16 protein-coding genes and 2 other annotated features (1 of these 18 running past the window's edge) are annotated in these 16,694 nt (G+C 42.4%); of the genes, 15 read left to right on the top strand and 1 reads right to left on the bottom strand.

From position 1 onward, the window contains the following. Positions 1 to 112: 112 nt before the first annotated feature. On the top strand, positions 113 to 1,390 hold the full coding sequence (locus ACYH0L_RS12670; RefSeq protein WP_249704998.1) for a LysM peptidoglycan-binding domain-containing protein: 1,278 nt from the start codon (positions 113 to 115) through the stop codon (positions 1,388 to 1,390). Between the two features lie 37 nt (positions 1,391 to 1,427). Then, positions 1,428 to 2,459 (top strand): spore coat protein YsxE, encoded by a 1,032-nt coding sequence (gene ysxE / locus ACYH0L_RS12665; RefSeq protein WP_367307794.1) that lies wholly within the window; start codon positions 1,428 to 1,430, stop codon positions 2,457 to 2,459. Positions 2,460 to 2,526: 67 nt separating this feature from the next. Here ysxE and ACYH0L_RS12660 read toward each other — a convergent pair whose 3' ends face one another. Further along, positions 2,527 to 2,715 carry a hypothetical protein gene (locus tag ACYH0L_RS12660; protein ID WP_264007688.1) on the bottom strand — a complete coding sequence of 63 codons (189 nt, stop codon included), beginning with the start codon at positions 2,713 to 2,715 and terminating at the stop codon, positions 2,527 to 2,529. 169 nt (positions 2,716 to 2,884) lie between these two features. Continuing rightward, positions 2,885 to 3,114, top strand: a binding site (T-box leader). Positions 3,115 to 3,173: 59 nt separating this feature from the next. Between ACYH0L_RS12660 and ACYH0L_RS12655 the strand changes: the two genes are divergently transcribed. The 13 genes from ACYH0L_RS12655 (at position 3,174) to ACYH0L_RS12595 (ending at position 16,563) form a co-directional block, all read left to right on the top strand. Next, positions 3,174 to 5,816, top strand: a complete 2,643-nt coding sequence (locus ACYH0L_RS12655) for a valine--tRNA ligase (protein WP_482354084.1) — start codon at positions 3,174 to 3,176, stop codon at positions 5,814 to 5,816. Between the two features lie 65 nt (positions 5,817 to 5,881). Beyond that, positions 5,882 to 7,189, top strand: coding sequence for a bifunctional folylpolyglutamate synthase/dihydrofolate synthase (locus tag ACYH0L_RS12650; RefSeq protein ID WP_482354488.1), 1,308 nt, complete (start codon positions 5,882 to 5,884; stop codon positions 7,187 to 7,189). A gap of 144 nt (positions 7,190 to 7,333) precedes the next feature. Further along, complete coding sequence (locus tag ACYH0L_RS12645; RefSeq protein ID WP_099727793.1) at positions 7,334 to 8,065, top strand: prepilin peptidase; 732 nt, start codon at positions 7,334 to 7,336, stop codon at positions 8,063 to 8,065. Between the two features lie 163 nt (positions 8,066 to 8,228). Continuing rightward, positions 8,229 to 9,242 (top strand): SPOR domain-containing protein, encoded by a 1,014-nt coding sequence (locus tag ACYH0L_RS12640; protein WP_257213856.1) that lies wholly within the window; start codon positions 8,229 to 8,231, stop codon positions 9,240 to 9,242. A 177-nt stretch (positions 9,243 to 9,419) separates the two neighbouring features. After that, entirely contained in the window at positions 9,420 to 9,989 is a 570-nt protein-coding gene (locus ACYH0L_RS12635; RefSeq protein WP_099727792.1) for a Maf family protein, read from the top strand. A gap of 47 nt (positions 9,990 to 10,036) precedes the next feature. Further along, a complete protein-coding gene (gene radC / locus ACYH0L_RS12630; protein ID WP_099727791.1) occupies positions 10,037 to 10,711 on the top strand; it encodes a RadC family protein in 675 nt (224 codons plus the stop codon). Between the two features lie 90 nt (positions 10,712 to 10,801). Next, positions 10,802 to 11,824 (top strand): rod shape-determining protein, encoded by a 1,023-nt coding sequence (locus tag ACYH0L_RS12625; protein WP_034321249.1) that lies wholly within the window; start codon positions 10,802 to 10,804, stop codon positions 11,822 to 11,824. A 17-nt stretch (positions 11,825 to 11,841) separates the two neighbouring features. Then, the gene (gene mreC, locus ACYH0L_RS12620; protein ID WP_099727790.1) at positions 11,842 to 12,741 is read left to right on the top strand and encodes a rod shape-determining protein MreC; all 900 of its coding nucleotides are present in this window, start codon (positions 11,842 to 11,844) and stop codon (positions 12,739 to 12,741) included. Further along, a complete protein-coding gene (mreD, locus tag ACYH0L_RS12615; protein WP_230030517.1) occupies positions 12,738 to 13,256 on the top strand; it encodes a rod shape-determining protein MreD in 519 nt (172 codons plus the stop codon). The genes mreC and mreD overlap by 4 nt, the downstream gene beginning before the upstream one ends. A 54-nt stretch (positions 13,257 to 13,310) precedes the next feature. Next, positions 13,311 to 13,994 carry a septum site-determining protein MinC gene (minC, locus tag ACYH0L_RS12610; RefSeq protein WP_099727788.1) on the top strand — a complete coding sequence of 228 codons (684 nt, stop codon included), beginning with the start codon at positions 13,311 to 13,313 and terminating at the stop codon, positions 13,992 to 13,994. A 2-nt stretch (positions 13,995 to 13,996) separates the two neighbouring features. Then, positions 13,997 to 14,800, top strand: a complete 804-nt coding sequence (minD, locus tag ACYH0L_RS12605; protein ID WP_003216504.1) for a septum site-determining protein MinD — start codon at positions 13,997 to 13,999, stop codon at positions 14,798 to 14,800. A gap of 109 nt (positions 14,801 to 14,909) precedes the next feature. Then, positions 14,910 to 15,701, top strand: a complete 792-nt coding sequence (locus ACYH0L_RS12600) for a M23 family metallopeptidase (protein WP_099727787.1) — start codon at positions 14,910 to 14,912, stop codon at positions 15,699 to 15,701. Then, positions 15,694 to 16,563 carry a M50 family metallopeptidase gene (locus ACYH0L_RS12595; protein ID WP_099727786.1) on the top strand — a complete coding sequence of 290 codons (870 nt, stop codon included), beginning with the start codon at positions 15,694 to 15,696 and terminating at the stop codon, positions 16,561 to 16,563. Before ACYH0L_RS12600 ends, ACYH0L_RS12595 begins: the two co-directional genes overlap by 8 nt. Positions 16,564 to 16,629: 66 nt before the next feature. Then, positions 16,630 to 16,694: a sequence feature (ribosomal protein L21 leader region), on the top strand (it continues 8 nt past the right edge of the window).

Genomic DNA, 16,694 nt, shown 5'->3' with positions numbered 1-16,694 from the left:
ATATCGGCTTTTTGCTTTGCATAAAACCAATCATATTTTCACCGCCTCCCACATACACCTGTATTGACATCTAATTTTATTTTGAAGGATTAGATGAAAGGAGGACACCGACTTGTCTCAAAACAATCGATTACAGTTTTCGGTAGAAGAATCCATTTATTTCAAAAACGGACAGGAAGTCAGTGAGCTGCTGTCAATTTCTCTCGATCCTGACATTCTCGTTCAAGAAGTGAATGATTATGTTTCCATTAGAGGTTCACTCGAGCTAACAGGAGAATACAACATAAATCAAGAGGAGCAATTGGGTGAATCCAGTTCCTATGCATCATACAGGCAAGCTGATGAGGTGAAGGTAAGAGAGGACGGAACAGCCGAGCTTCTGCATCAATTTCCAGTTGATATCACCATCCCTAAGAACAAAATCAGTCATTTAAATGATGTGTTTGTGTTTATTGATGCGTTTGATTACCAGCTGACAGAAAGCCGTTTGCTCACCATTCAGGCTGATCTAGCGATTGAAGGTCTGTTAGATGAAGAAACGCCTCGAGTGCCTGTAGAGGAGCCTTATGAATTTGTCTATCGTACTGAAGAGGAATATGGTGATGTGACCTATGAATATCAGGCGCAGCCGGAACATGAGGAACAAGAAGAGCTGCAAAGCGATGAACGTCAGGACTATGAGGAACAGGCTGCATTACAAATTGAAGACGTACGTACCGAACAAGAAGATCAGGAAGAAGAGGAAGAAATTGAAATAGAGCAGTTGAGTATGGAAGAAGAGGAAGAGACGGAAGAATTGGAAGAACGGGAAGAACCGGAGGACCAAGCAGAAGCAGTGACACTTGGTTATCGCTCCTTCCCCGAAGCTCAGGTGCTAGAGCCGCCATTTTTTGAACCGCCTAAGCTATTAGAAGAAGAGGAGCGAGATGAGACGTTCTTTGAGGTGGAAGTGAGAAAAGACCCTGAAGCAGCTGAAGAGCAAGAAGAAACGATTCCAGCTTATCCGGCATTTGAACCACCTGCTTATCATATGGAACCGGTGCAGGAGGAGCGGGATGACACTTACCAAATAGAGCGATTATATGAACGGGAAGAACCAAAGGTGTATGAGTCTGCCCAAGAAGCGGAGGAGCCTGAAAATGAAGTAAGAGAAACGTCTGGCAGTGAGAATTCTCTTTATTTAACGAAGCTGTTCGCTAAGCAGGAGGAGGAAGATTTTTCTCGCATGAAAATTTGTATAGTTCAGCAAGAAGATACGGTCGATCGTATTTGTGAGCGATATCAGTTGAATGTGCAGCAGCTCCTTCGAACGAACTCATTATCGGTCGATGCGGAGCTTGAAGAAGGGCAGGTTCTTTATATTCCTGAATATCAAAAAAGCAATGCATAGCAAGCGATGACCGACCGAGAAAATGTGGTGAGTGAACGTGGATGAAATTCAATCTGTCCTATACGAATACGGGCTTGAGGCTGAATACATTGAACCTGTCAGTCCTGCTGTCGTCAAGGTGTATACAAAGCAGGGTGTATTTGCACTAAAGCGAGTAAAAGCCAATCGACAAATGCAGTTTACAGAGCAAATGCTTGAATTAGAATCAAAAGGTTATCGCTCCTTTGTGCCGATTTATCGGACGAAGAGCGGTTCCTTTTTCTCAAGTCATCGGGAAAGCCAGTACGCATATTATCTCATGCCATGGCTGACGAATGAAAAGAGAGAAGAGCAGGATGATAAACATGAATATTTATTTCAAGAGATTGCAAGACTTCATAAACGAACTGAAGTGATGGTGGACATCACAGAGCAAGAAATTGAAGCTCACTACACACAAATCAAGGCCAAATGGGAAACAGAGAAAGACATGTATGAACGATTCATAGAGCGGGCAGAGCAAACTTGGTATATGTCGCCATTTGAGCTGGCCGCTGCTATGTATTTTTCAGAAGCTATGTCTGCCAGTGAATTTGCGCTTGAACGATTAGAGGATTGGCACGAGGAAATGAAAGATCAAGAGACAACACGTGTTGTGTTAAATCATGGACAATTATCGATCCATCACTTTTTGTATAATGATGTAGGAACAGGACATTTCACCAACTTTGAGCGGTCCAAAAAGGCCGCCCCCATTTATGACCTTCTGACCTTTTACTTTCGGACATTCAAAACCTATCCTACGTCTTGTCCTGAATGCACTTCCTTGTTTTATACGTATCAAAAAGGAAATCCTCTTCGGGAGGAAGAGCTTCATTTGTTCTTAAGCTACCTTGCTTATCCGCAAGGTCTGTTTGATACGGTGAAAGCCTATGAAGCAGGCGGGCAGGATGAGATGGAAAGCTGTCAGCAGCTATTAAGAGCGTATTGGCAAATGAAAAATTCAGAGCCGACCGTCATGAAGATTCACGAGATTGAGCAGGCTAGACGCCTTGAAGAAGAACAAAACGCCTCGTCATCAGCAGAATGACGAGGCGTTTTTGTGTTGGCTTTATCATTTCTCTGTAAAGGAATGACCGATACATAAACGTGAGTTTTTAAAACCAATCAAGGTGAAAGGCACAAGCGAGAAAAATAAGAATACCTAGGATGAGGACGTCAAATGTTGTGGGGAAAATGATCGTACGAAACCCTTGAAATATGGCGATCGGGAGAACGACTTGGGAGGCAACTGCCCGAATTTGTCTAAGCCAGGGGGGAAGTGTGTAAGGATTGAACTTCTTCAAAATCAAACGCCCTCCTTCTTCATTTTGTTATTATCATATGGGCAATAAAGCGAAGGGTGCCTGCCCAATTTGTATAAAGCAGAAGAAAAGCGGAAAAGATGATTGACGAAAACAAAAGGCATTTAGTAATATTAATAAAAGATGAGTATGTGCTGATGAACGTGATATATCGTAAGCATGGACCAGGAAGAGTACGAGCAAGACCCTAAAGAGAGGGAAACCAATAGCTGAAAGGTTTCCTAGGATGCGCTTGTTTGGAAGGTCGCCTGTGAGCTTAATTTCTTGAATGAACAAGTAGAGAAATTCGGGAGAACCCCGTTATCCTTTAGAGTGTACGGGACACATGTATGTGCTCCGTGAAAAAAGGTGGTACCGCGAAAAAGCTTTTTCGTCCTTTTATAAGGATGGAAAGGCTTTTTTTATGTTTCATCAGCCGAAAAAATGTGGAGGTAACACAAATGGGAACAAATAATCAAGAAATGCCAACAAAGTACGATCCAAATGCGATTGAAAAAGACCGCTATACGTACTGGCTTGAAGGGAAATTCTTCGAAGCGCAAAATGATAAAACGAAAGATCCATATACAGTCGTCATTCCTCCACCAAACGTGACAGGAAAATTGCATCTTGGGCATGCGTGGGATTCAACACTTCAAGACATCGTGACGCGCATGAAACGGATGCAGGGCTTTGACGTTCTATGGCTTCCAGGGATGGACCATGCCGGTATTGCCACTCAAGCAAAGGTAGAGGCAAAGCTTCGCGAAGAAGGCGTGAGCCGTTATGACCTCGGACGCGAAAAGTTTGTGGAAGAAACGTGGAAGTGGAAAGAAGAATATGCTGATTTTATTCGCAGCCAGTGGGCGAAAATGGGTCTTGGCCTAGATTACTCGCGTGAACGTTTTACATTAGATGAAGGTCTGAATAAAGCTGTACGCCAAGTGTTTGTCCAATTATATGAAAAAGGGCTTATCTATCGCGGAGAGTACATCATTAACTGGGATCCAGCAACAAAGACTGCACTTTCTGATATTGAAGTGATTTATAAGGATGTTCAAGGGGCGTTTTATCACTTGAGATATCCGCTGGCAGATGGAACAGGTTCAATTGAAATTGCGACAACAAGACCTGAAACAATGCTTGGAGATACGGCAGTAGCTGTGCATCCTGAAGACGAACGCTATCAGCATTTGATTGGAAAAACAGTCATTTTACCAATTACAGGACGTGAGATCCCAATCGTCGGTGATGACTATGTCGATATGGAGTTTGGTTCAGGTGCTGTGAAAATTACACCTGCTCATGACCCGAATGATTTTGAGCTTGGAAACCGCCATGAGCTAGAGCGAATTCTTGTTATGAATGAAGATGGCACAATGAATGCAAATGCGCTGCAATACAAAGGAATGGACCGCTTCGAATGCCGTAAACAGCTGGTGAAAGATTTACAAGAAGAAGGTATTTTATTCAAAATTGAGGATCATATGCATTCAGTTGGTCATAGTGAGCGAAGCGGAGCTGTAGTTGAACCATATTTATCTACACAATGGTTTGTGAAAATGCAGCCGCTGGCGGATGAAGCCATCAACCTGCAAAAAGGTGATGACCAAGTCCAATTTGTTCCGGATCGATTTGAAAAGACGTATTTACACTGGATGGAAAATATCCGTGACTGGTGTATTTCTCGTCAGCTATGGTGGGGACACCGCATTCCGGCTTGGTACCATAAAGAAACGAAAGAAGTATACGTTGGACTGGAAGCGCCAGAAGATATTGAGAACTGGGAACAAGATAACGATGTCCTAGATACATGGTTTAGTTCAGCGCTTTGGCCATTCTCTACAATGGGCTGGCCGGATGCAGACAGTGAAGACTTTAAGCGCTACTATCCAACAAACCTGCTTGTAACTGGCTATGACATTATTTTCTTCTGGGTATCTCGTATGATCTTCCAGGGTCTTGAATTCACAGGAGAAAAACCGTTCAAAGATGTCCTTATTCATGGGCTCATCCGCGATGAACAAGGGCGTAAAATGAGTAAGTCGCTTGGCAACGGAATTGATCCAATGGAGGTCATCGACAAATACGGTGCGGATTCATTAAGATATTTCTTAGCCACTGGAAGCTCACCAGGTCAGGATCTTCGCTTCAGTTTTGAAAAGGTTGAATCCACTTGGAACTTTGCGAACAAAATTTGGAATGCATCCCGTTTTGCTTTAATGAATATGGATGGTTTAACGTATGATGAACTTGATTTGACAGGTGAAAAATCAGTTGCTGACCAATGGATTTTAACCCGCTTAAATGAAACGATTGAAAGTGTCACACAGCTTGCTGACAAGTATGAATTCGGCGAAGTTGGCAGACATTTATATAACTTCATTTGGGATGATTTCTGTGATTGGTATATTGAGATGGCGAAGCTTCCGCTTTATGGAGAAGATGAAGCTGCGAAGAAAACGACTCGTTCGATCCTTGCGTATGTCTTAGATCAAACGATGAGACTTCTTCATCCGTTTATGCCGTTCTTAACAGAAGAAATCTGGCAGCATCTTCCGCATGAAGGTGAGTCCATTACCGTTGCGAAATGGCCTGAAGTGAAGCCGGAGCTATCGAACGAACAAGCTTCTGCTGACATGAAGCTGCTCGTTGAACTCATTCGCTCTGTTCGTAACATTCGCAGTGAAGTAAACACGCCATTGAGCAAGCAAGTTGAGCTTTACATCAAAGCATCCACATCTGATGTTCAGGAGCGTTTAGAGAAGAATCGTTCATATATTGAGCGCTTCACGAATCCAAGTGTTCTTGAAATTGGCACAGATGTCCCAGCTAGTGATAAAGCGATGACGGCTGTCATTTCTGGAGCAGAACTCATTCTACCGCTTGAAGGCTTAATCAACTTAGATGAAGAAATTGCTCGTCTGCAAAAAGAGCTTGATAAGCTGACAAAAGAAGTAGAACGAGTACAGAAAAAGCTTGGCAACGAAGGCTTTATGAAAAAAGCGCCTGAAAGTGTCGTAGAAGAAGAGCGTGCGAAAGAACGTGATTATGTCGCAAAACGCGAAGCTGTTCAAAAGCGGATTGAAGAGCTGAAAGCATAATGTTGAAAAGACGGCTCCTAACGGAATGGAGTCGTCTTTTTTGAAAATTTCGTATGAAAAGAGAGATGACATTGTTTACAACCTATCATGAAGCCATTGAGTGGATTCATAGCAGACTGGCCTTTGGCGTAAAACCGGGTCTTGAAAGAATGAAGTGGCTAATGAACAGACTAGACCATCCAGAACAAAAAATAAAAGCGGTGCATGTTGCTGGTACAAATGGAAAAGGATCAACGATTGCGTTTACTCGTTCCGTTTTACAGGAAGCCGGCTATTCAGTTGGAACTTTCACCTCTCCGTTTATTTTAACGTTCAATGAACGAATCAGCGTAAATGGAGCGTCTATTCAGGATGAAGAATGGCTGAGTTTGGTGAATGAGATAAAGCCTTATGTTGATGAATTAGATGGAACAGAGCTTGGCGCAGCAACAGAATTTGAAATCATTACAGCATGTGCATTCGCTTATTTTGCCCATGTGCGCCAAGTAGACTTTGTCCTATTGGAAACAGGGCTTGGCGGAAGGCTTGATTCAACAAATGTTGCAGTGCCGATCTTAACGGCCATTACGTCAATTGGCCATGACCATATGGCGATTTTAGGCGATACACTTGAACAGATTGCAGCTGAAAAAGCAGGCATTATAAAAGATGGTATTCCAATGATCACGGCTGTTCATCAACGAGAGGCACTAGCTGTCATTCAAAACACTGCAATAGAAAAGAATGCCGTATGCATCTCGTTACATGATACATGTACCTTTGATCAGCAGCAGCCGACAGAAACAGGTGAACGTTTCACGTTACGCACCCCAAAAAGGCAGTATCCAGAGCTTGAAACAGGGTTAATTGGAACGCACCAAAGGCAAAATGCATCTCTTGCCGTTCTATTGATTGAATGGCTGGTTCAAGAAGGCCATATCAGCGTGACAGAAGAGCATTTGTATGAAGGGATTCGGCAAGCAGTATGGGCTGGGAGATTTGAAAAGGTCAAAGATCATCCTCCTGTCTATCTCGACGGTGCTCATAATGAAGAGGGGATGGACCGTTTAATCGAAACCGTACAAGCTCATTTTTCCAGTAAACAGGTGCATGTATGTTTTAGCGCTTTAAAAGATAAGCCGTACAAACAAATGATTGAAAAGCTTGAAGCCATTAGTTCATCTATTCATTTTGTTTCGTTTGATTTTCCAAGAGCTGAATCAGCGGAAAAGCTTTATGCTTGCAGTCATTTAGAAACAAAATCGTATGACGATGACCCTCGTGCTGTGCTTGAATGGATTCAGAAAAAAAGCGCTGATCCCTTGGCGGTTATACTTGTCACTGGCTCCCTTTATTTTATTTCAGATATGCGAAATCGTATTTTAGGATCATGAAAAGATGCAAAAGGCTCCCAGCCATTTGTGTCTTTTTTCTTTTGATATGTAGATGAGGGATAAAATCATATTTTCACTAGGTGCTCAACGTAAATGTCTATGGTACAATCCGGTCTATCTTATCCCCGGAAGGAGCCACTGAATATGATTGACATTTTTGTGTTTCTTGCAGGCATCACCATGGGATCGTTTTTTCATCTAGTTGGTGAAAGGCTGCCAATGAAGCGGTCCATACTCTTTCCGCGTTCTCACTGCGGCGTTTGTAAACAACCACTATCTCTGTATGACATGATTCCGCTCGTTTCGTATATTGTATTGAGAGGGTCGTGTAAACATTGCAGCACCCGATTGTTTTTGTTATATCCAATGATTGAGCTGCTGTCAGGCAGCCTTTTTTTGCTCATTTATAGGAACGCTGGTTTTTCGTTTGAAGGCCTTTTTCTTGTGATTCTTTGTAGTTTATTCGTGATTGCTGTCGTGAGCGATCTTCTTTATATGAGGGTGCCAAACGAGCTGTTTCTCTTCTTTTTTCCTCTATTCGTCATATACCGCACGCTAGAACCATTTCTTATTTGGTGGGAAGGAGCGGCTTCTCTGCTTTTTTGTTTTCTCTTATTTTATAGTTTAGATCGTTTTAAGCCAAACAGCATGGGAGGGGCTGATATGAAGCTGTTCGGTGTGCTTGCGTTTTGCTTTGGTTTAAAGGCATTCCTCATCATTCTTTTCCTCTCATCTATCGGCGGAATGGTCTATGCGAAGGTCTTTTCCTTTCGATTAGACGAGCCATTTCCCTTTGTTCCTGCGATCGCTTTTTCTTTTTGGGTTTATCTTTTTGGGTCTCATGTCTTAAGCCCATTCAGCGGATTATTTGGGTGAAAAAATTGGCGAACACTTTTTTTACCTGCCGACAAAAGTCTTGTTCTTTTTTTTATCTGCTATGTTAAAGTGTGAAACAGAAAGAAGGACGGGTTAAATTCGCACTGATTCATTGGACAAAAAGGTCTTTCTTACAAACAATGTCAGAAAGCGGGGAATGACAATGAAAAAAAGGCAGGCAAAAAAACAAGGGTTAAAGGTCAATATTAATGGCAAGGAAGAAATGCTTCATGAAGAAGATCATCAGCCAAAAAAACAGCAAGAGGATCATGTGACGTTTTCGAATTGGGAGGAAAAGAGGCAATCAGAACAGGAGACAGCTGCTTCACAGGAAGATCCATCTAAACCAAAAGAAGAAGATTTCCAGTGGGACGATGCAGCTGATCATATTTACCACTCTGATCCAAAGGTCGTCACGCCTTATCAAAAGAAAAAAGGCTCATTTGATCAGAAGTTCAGTAAAAACCGCGGCCCCTTCAAGAGAGTGATGACAACGATTGTATTTGCAGTGGTTCTTGGGACAGGCCTCGGCGTGTTTGCACTAAGCTTAAGCAAAGACGGTACAGCAAATCCGTCAGGTGGTGACCATGTCAGTGTCACAGCATCCGGAAACCAATCTGCAATGAAAGCCGGAGGGGATGCGCCGCCAGCGGCGGGAGATACAGATGAATCAAAAGAGAACAAAGGTGAAAAAAGTGTCTCTGGCAGTTTTTCAACCTTTGTCGTACAGGCTGGAAAGTTTTCCTCTGAAAAAGGAGCAGATGACTTGGTTACCAGTTTAAAAGATGCAGGATATGCGGGGAAAAAAGTCTCAATGGATGATGGATATTATGTGATTGCTGGGCTTGCAACAGAACAAGGCATGACAAGTGCTGTTGGGAAGAAGCTAATCGATCAGCACTTTGAAGCATGGGGCGGTAAGGAGCTCTCATTTCAAGTGCCAGATGAGCTGACTGGTTTAATAGAGAAGGCTTCTGTCTTATCTTCAAAGGTGATTGCAGGGGATGAAGTAGAGAAAAAGGAAGTCACGCAGCTGATCTCTGAGCTGGAAAGTGCCAAAACAACTGACGCATCAGCTAAAAGCAGTTTGCTGAAAGCGGTGCAACTGTTAAATGACCCAACGGCTGAAAATGGGTGGAAATCTCAGCAAGTGCTGCTTGATCAATTAAACACGTAAAATCATTTTTTAAGAGAGCAAACTAGTCAAAAAATGACTAGTTTTTTTCTTTTGTATCCAACATAATGATGAAGGAACATGAAAAATGAATTTTCGTCAATTGTCGGTAAGATGTACATTTGATAGGATGAATGGGTATCTTACTTCTTAAGCTAAACCCTGAAAGGATGAACGAACATGAACCAATTAATTCTCGCATCACAATCACCTAGAAGAAAAGAATTGCTTGATCTAGCAGGGTTTTCTTATGACATTCAAGCAAGTCACTTAAAAGAAGAAATAAATCGAAACCTTTCGCCTGCTGAGAACGTCCAATGGTTGGCAGAACAAAAAGCAAATGATATTCAAAAAATACATCCCAAAGCTGTGATCATTGGTGCAGATACGATTGTTGCAATTGACGGCAAATGTCTTGGGAAACCAAAAGACAAGGAAGAAGCGGCCTCAATGCTTCAATTATTGTCAGGAAAGACACATCAAGTCTTGACTGGTGTCTCGGTTCAGTCAGAGAATAGAAAAGAAACATTTTATGAACAGACAGAAGTGACATTTTGGATGCTTACGCAAAATGAAATCAACCGCTATATCGAAACGGGTGAACCGCTTGATAAAGCGGGAAGCTATGGCATTCAAGGGAAAGGCGCACTGTTTGTTCAAAAAATAGACGGTGATTATTTTTCCGTTGTAGGTCTCCCTATTGCCAAAACAGTTAGAGTGCTTGAAACATTTGGAATTACCCCTTTTTGATGACGGGAAGGAATTCAAAAGGAGTGTATATCATTAACCATTTCCCTATGTTGCTTAAGCATTTCCCTCATGATGAAAAACCGAGAGAACGATTTATCAAATATGGTCCAAGCAGTTTATCAAATCATGAACTTGTCGCAATCCTTTTTAGGACAGGCACAAAAAAGGAATCTGTTCTTCAAATTTCCGCAAGACTTCTGCAAACATTTGGCGGCCTTCGTTCTGTGAGAGAAGCTTCTATTGAAGAACTGTCGAAGATTCGAGGAGTTGGAAAAGCGAAGGCGATCTCTCTTTTAGCTGCGTTAGAACTCGGCACTAGATTACACCATCAAACGACGGACAACCGTTATGTCATCCGCACGCCAGAGGATGGGGCAAACTTTGTGATGGAAGATATGAGATTTTTGACGCAGGAAAATTTCGTTTGTCTTTATCTCAATACAAAAAATCAAGTTCTTCATAAACATACCGTGTTTATTGGAAGTTTGAACTCATCGATTGTTCACCCGCGTGAAATTTTCAAAGAGGCTTTTAAACGTTCGGCTGCTTCATTTATATGTGTGCACAACCATCCATCTGGAGATCCGACGCCTAGCAGGGAAGATATTGAAGTCACAAAGCGACTTTTTGAATGTGGAAAGCTGATTGGAATACAGCTGCTTGATCATCTTGTCATAGGTGATCAAAAATTTGTGAGTTTGAAGGAAAAAGGGTATTTGTAACACTTTTTTTTTCGATGTTTTACGATATAATAGAGTTTATGAGTTTTTCCCTAAAGGGAATTTTGGTTTAAGAAAGGAAGATACATACATATGTTTGGAATTGGTACAAAAGACCTTGGAATAGATCTTGGAACAGCGAATACGCTTGTTTTTATTAAAGGAAAAGGAATTGTTGTGAGAGAACCTTCGGTCGTAGCTTTGGAAACTGATACGAAGTCTATAGTGGCGGTCGGAAATGACGCTAGAAACATGATTGGCCGTACACCTGGTAATGTTGTGGCACTTCGCCCAATGAAAGACGGAGTCATTGCAGATTACGAAACGACAGCAAAAATGATGAAATATTACATTAATCAAGCACTTAGAAACAAAGGGCTATTTGCTCGTAAACCCTACGTGATGGTATGTGTGCCATCTGGGATTACAGCTGTAGAGGAGCGAGCAGTCATTGATGCAACAAGACAAGCTGGTGCACGTGACGCATACCCTATTGAAGAGCCATTTGCTGCGGCAATCGGTGCTAACCTGCCTGTATGGGAGCCAACAGGAAGTATGGTTGTGGATATTGGCGGCGGTACAACAGAAGTGGCCATTATTTCACTTGGCGGCATTGTGACTTCTCAATCGATCCGTGTGGCAGGAGATGAAATGGATGATGCGATCAGCAGCTATATTCGTAAAACGTATAATCTGATGATCGGTGACCGTACTTCAGAAGCGATTAAAATGGAAATCGGTTCTGCACAGCCAGACGTGCATGATGAGATGGATATTCGCGGACGTGACCTTTTAACAGGTCTGCCAAAAACGATCTCTATTACGGCAGAAGAGATTGCAAAAGCGCTTCGCGATACGGTGGAAACAATTGTTGATGCGGTAAAAGCCACTCTTGAAAAAACGCCACCTGAGCTGGCAGCAGATATTATGGATCGCGGAATCGTTTTAACAGGCGGCGGTGCATTGCTGCGTAATCTTGACAAAGTCATTAGCGATGAAACGAAAATGCCAGTCATTATTGCTGAGGACCCACTTGACTGTGTGGCGATCGGAACAGGGAAAGCACTAGAACATATTCACTTGTTCAAAGGAAAATCAAAAGATAATCGGGCGTAAATAAAGAGGTGTAAGACATGCCGCAGTTTTTTATGAATAAAAGATTAATGTTGCTCCTTGTCTGTGTCATCGTACTGGTGGCCATGATTGGTTTTTCAGTGAAAAGCGGCAGAGGTGCTTCATGGCCGGAAAAATTAGTGGGGGATACGACAGGCTTTTTTCAAGGTGTCTTTCATAAACCATCACAATTTATTGCCGGTATGTATGGGAACGTACAAGATTTAAAGAACACATATGATGAAAACGAGCGTCTTCGAAAAAAACTTGATGGACAAACCCAGTATGAGGCGAAACTTCAAGAACTAGAAGATGAAAACAAAAAGCTTCGCAAGCAGCTCGGATATGTGAACTCTATTCGTGATTATACGCCAATTCTATCAACTGTTATTGCGAGAAACCCGTCCCTATGGGATAGTTTTGTGATGATTGATAAAGGGAAAAAACAAGGCGTTGACAAAGATATGGCGGTCACAAATGAGAGTGGTGCGTTAATCGGGAAAATCGAAAGTGATAAGCTCAACAATTTTACTTCGACTGTAAGGTTGCTAAGCTCTACAGACCAAAATAATAGAATTTCAACGAAAATTTTTGCAAAAAAGGGCAAAGAAGAACTCAATGGAATTATTAACGGTTATGACAGCAAGAAAAAAATGCTGACAATGAATATTCTAAAATCCGATGCTGATGGGGATGTCAAAAAAGGAGATCTTGTCGAAACATCTGGAGCAGGGGGCGTATTCCCGCAAGGCTTAACAATTGGTAAGGTGAGCGAAATCGAGCCTGACCATTACGGACTGACAAAAATCATTTATGTAGAACCAGCTGCTGAACTCAACAATTTAGACCGCGTGATTGTTGTGAATCGCAGCACAAGTACGGCAGATGCATCTGAATTGACGAAGGAGGAAGGCTCGTGAAACGTGTCCTTCTTGCTTTCGTCATGTTGTTTATCTTCGTATTTGACAGCATTTTTGTCGATTTAGTGAAGCTCCCATTTGTTTCAGATAATCAAATTTTAGCACCTCATTTCATCTTACTCGCACTTGTATTTATGACTGCTTTTGTGAATCAAAAATATGGTGTGATTTACGGCTTTATCTTTGGACTTTTATATGATATTTCGTATACAGGCATACTTGGTGTTCATATGTTTGGCTTTGGGGCGCTTTGCTATTTGTTAGCGAAAGCTTTCAAAGTCCTTCAGACGAATATTTTAGTGGTCGTCTTTCTGTCGATGATTGCTGTTTCCGTGATGGAGTTTTATGTGTACGGCGTTCAAGCGACGATTCAGCCAGGGATTATGCCTTTTAATACGTATGTCATCGAACGCTTTATTCCAACGATTCTTTTAAATACTGCTGCGTCTCTCATACTTGTTGTGCCGCTTAGGCTCTTTTTCATCAATGTGAAGCAAGGACTGATCGACGAATAAAAGCAGGAGTTTGTCCAATTACGGCGAAATGAGTATGTTGTTGAGGTGAGCATCTTGAAAACTCAAAAACAGCAATTTGTGACAATAAAAGGTACAAAAAACGGATTAACATTACAGTTAAATGATGACTGTTCGTTTGATGACCTTCTTTCTGGCTTGCGAGAGGTTCTTTTGCTTGAGCAATATACAGATGGAAGAGAAGGACATAAGGTCAATGTGCATATTAAACTTGGTTTTCGGTATTTAACAGAGGATCAGGAGGAGCGTTTGACTGAAGCGGTGTCTGAGAATGAACATCTCATCATTCATTCCATTGAAAGTGACGTCATGTCAACTGAAGAGGCGAGACGATTAAAAGCAGAGGCTGAAATCACCTCTGTAGCGAAAATTGTACGCTCTGGACAGGTGCTGTATGTCGAAGGGGATCTCTTATTAATAGGAGATGTGAATCCTGGCGGAACGATTCGTGCAGGGGGAAATATTTTTGTGCTCGGCGCATTAAAAGGCGTGGCGCATGCTGGATGTAATGGGAATAAACAAGCTGTCATTGCGGCATCTCGTATGATTCCAACTCAGCTTCGCATCGCACAAGTGTTTAACCGTGCACCAGATCAAAAAGAAGATGGAAACGAAATGGAATGTGCTTATTTAGATATAGATGGCAACATGATCATTGAACGCCTGCAGCAATTGGCTCATATAAGACCTAATCTGACAAGGCTTGAGGGAGGAATGTGAAATTGGGCGAGGCTATTGTGATTACCTCAGGAAAAGGCGGCGTTGGCAAAACAACAACATCTGCAAACTTAGGCACAGCACTAGCAATTCAAGGGAAAAAAGTGTGTCTAGTGGATACCGATATTGGCCTTCGGAATCTAGATGTCGTGATGGGGCTTGAGAACCGCATTATTTATGATCTAGTCGATGTAGTAGAAGGAAGATGTAAAATTCACCAAGCGCTTGTAAAAGATAAGCGTTTCGAGGATCTTTTGTATCTTTTACCCGCTGCTCAAACAAGCGATAAAACGGCTGTAGAGCCGGAGCAGATCAAAGAATTGATTCAATCATTGAAACAAGACTTTGATTATGTCGTCATCGATTGCCCTGCTGGAATCGAGCAAGGCTTTAAAAATGCTGTATCTGGTGCGGACAAGGCAATTGTCGTCACGACGCCTGAGATCTCAGCTGTAAGAGATGCGGACCGTATCATCGGCTTATTAGAACAAGAAGATATCGAACCGCCTCGTTTGATTGTCAACCGTATTCGTACACACATGGCGAAAAGTGGCGATTCAATGGATGTGGATGAAGTTGTACATCACTTATCGATTGATCTTCTTGGCATTGTGGCAGATGATGATGACGTGATTAAGGCTTCAAACAATGGTGAACCGATTGTGATGGATGCTAAAAACAAAGTATCAATTGCGTATCGCAATATTGCTCGCCGTGTACTAGGTGAATCTGTTCCACTGCAATCATTTGAAGATGAAAACAAAGGGATGTTTGCAAAGCTCAAAGCATTTTTCGGTGTTAGAGCATAACCATTCACGTGAGATCAGGCCGATTCGATGAGAATCGGTCTTTTTGTTGCATATCACATGAGGTCGCCACATAAAATGTACAAACTGTTTGTATGTAAAGGGTGATCTCATGAAAAGAGTGGACGAGTATCGAAAAAAAATAGCGCAGCGCCGTAAAACAAAGCAGCCAGCTGCTGCCTCTAAGAAGGCGGCTTTCAAGAAAAATGACGATATCCCGCCATGGGTTATGTTGACAGAGGAAGAAAAGCATTCTGGATCGTCTTCCTATGAGTCGACGTCTCACCAGCCGACGAAGTATCGGCATCCGTTATTTAACCCCAATACCTTTGTGATTAAATGTTTACTATCTGCGTCCCTCGTGTTGATTGCAGCCATTTCGTTTAAAGGCCAGGCAGGCCCGTTTCAGCAGCTGAAGCCGATGATCAGTCAAACCTTTGAGCAAGATTTTCAGTTTGCTGCTGCCAACCTTTGGTTTGAGAAAACAGTTGGGAACCCGCTTGCCTTTTTAACTGAGAAAAAGGGAGACCGAAAAGACGTACAAGCCAATAATGAACTGGCTGTACCTGCTTCTGGAAAAGTGCAAGAATCATTTACCCAAAATGGTGCAGGCGTCAAAGTCGAAACATCGGCAGATGCCATTGATAGTATGAAAGAAGGCTATGTTGTAGAGGTGAAAAAGAAAAGCGATACAGGGCTTACAGTGGTTGTGCAGCATGCGGATAACAGCTATAGCTGGTACGGTCAATTAAAGGAAGCCGATGTGGCCTTATACGATTTTGTCGATAAGGGTGAAAAAATTGGTCGAATTTCGCTTGATGATCAAGGGAAGGGCACGTATTACTTTGCCATTAAGCAAAATGAACAGTTCATCGACCCCATTCAGGTGATGACCTTTGAATAGATGGCTGGTCATGCTGACGAAAATTCACATTCACCCGCTTCTTTGGATTGTGATGGCGTTTGCGATTCTTTCAGGTCAAATTAAGCCGCTGCTTTGTCTGCTCATTATCGTCTGTGTCCATGAGCTTGGACATGCAGCGGCTGCTTGCTATTATCATTGGCGCATTCGGCGGATTTTTTTACTGCCATTTGGCGGAGCGGTAGAAGTAGAAGAGCATGGGAACCGCCCGCTAAAAGAAGAGCTGGCGGTCATTTTATGCGGACCGCTTCAGCATGTGCCGCTCCAGCTCATGGCATGGCTTCTCATGGAAGCTTCTCTTATCTCGCACGACGTCTTTACGATGTTTACCTTTTATAATATGGCCATTTTTCTTATAAACCTTTTGCCCATTTGGCCGCTTGATGGCGGAAAATTATTCTTTTTGCTCTTATCTGCTTTTTACCCTTTCCAACGTGCACATGCCCTCGCGATAAAAGGCTCCCTAGTCTTTTTTAGTCTTTTGACAGCAGGGTTACTCTGTTTTGCTCCGCTGCAATTCAATGGCTGGGTGCTGCTCACATTTTTAGCTTATTCACTTGTGATGGAACACCGGCAGCGGCATTACGTCACGGTCCGCTTTTTACTAGAACGGTATTACGGTAAAAAAGAGCAAAAGATAGAGAAACTCATTCCGCTTAGAGCAAGTGCTGAAGAAAAAGTATACGAAGTGCTGGCTCGATTTCAAAAGGGCTGTAAGCACCCGATTATTATCGAAAGGGATGGCGTGAAAATGAGTCAGCTTGATGAAAATGAACTGCTTCATGCTTATTTTTCAGACCGAAGAACCACCTCTTCAATGGAAGAGCTTCTTTTACCGTACTAATGGTGAAAATACATTGACATTCTGCGTCTAGTTTGATATATTTTTTAATGTTATGGATATGTAGCACCCGTGCTACAACCGCGCGGAGCAGGTGTAAAGTGCCTATGGCCCCCTGTATTCGGCGAGTCTGA

The organism is Bacillus sp. MC1252 (genome assembly GCF_056838025.1).
Note: the sequence above shows the minus strand (reverse complement) of the source record. Positions and strands in the feature narration are given on the sequence as shown.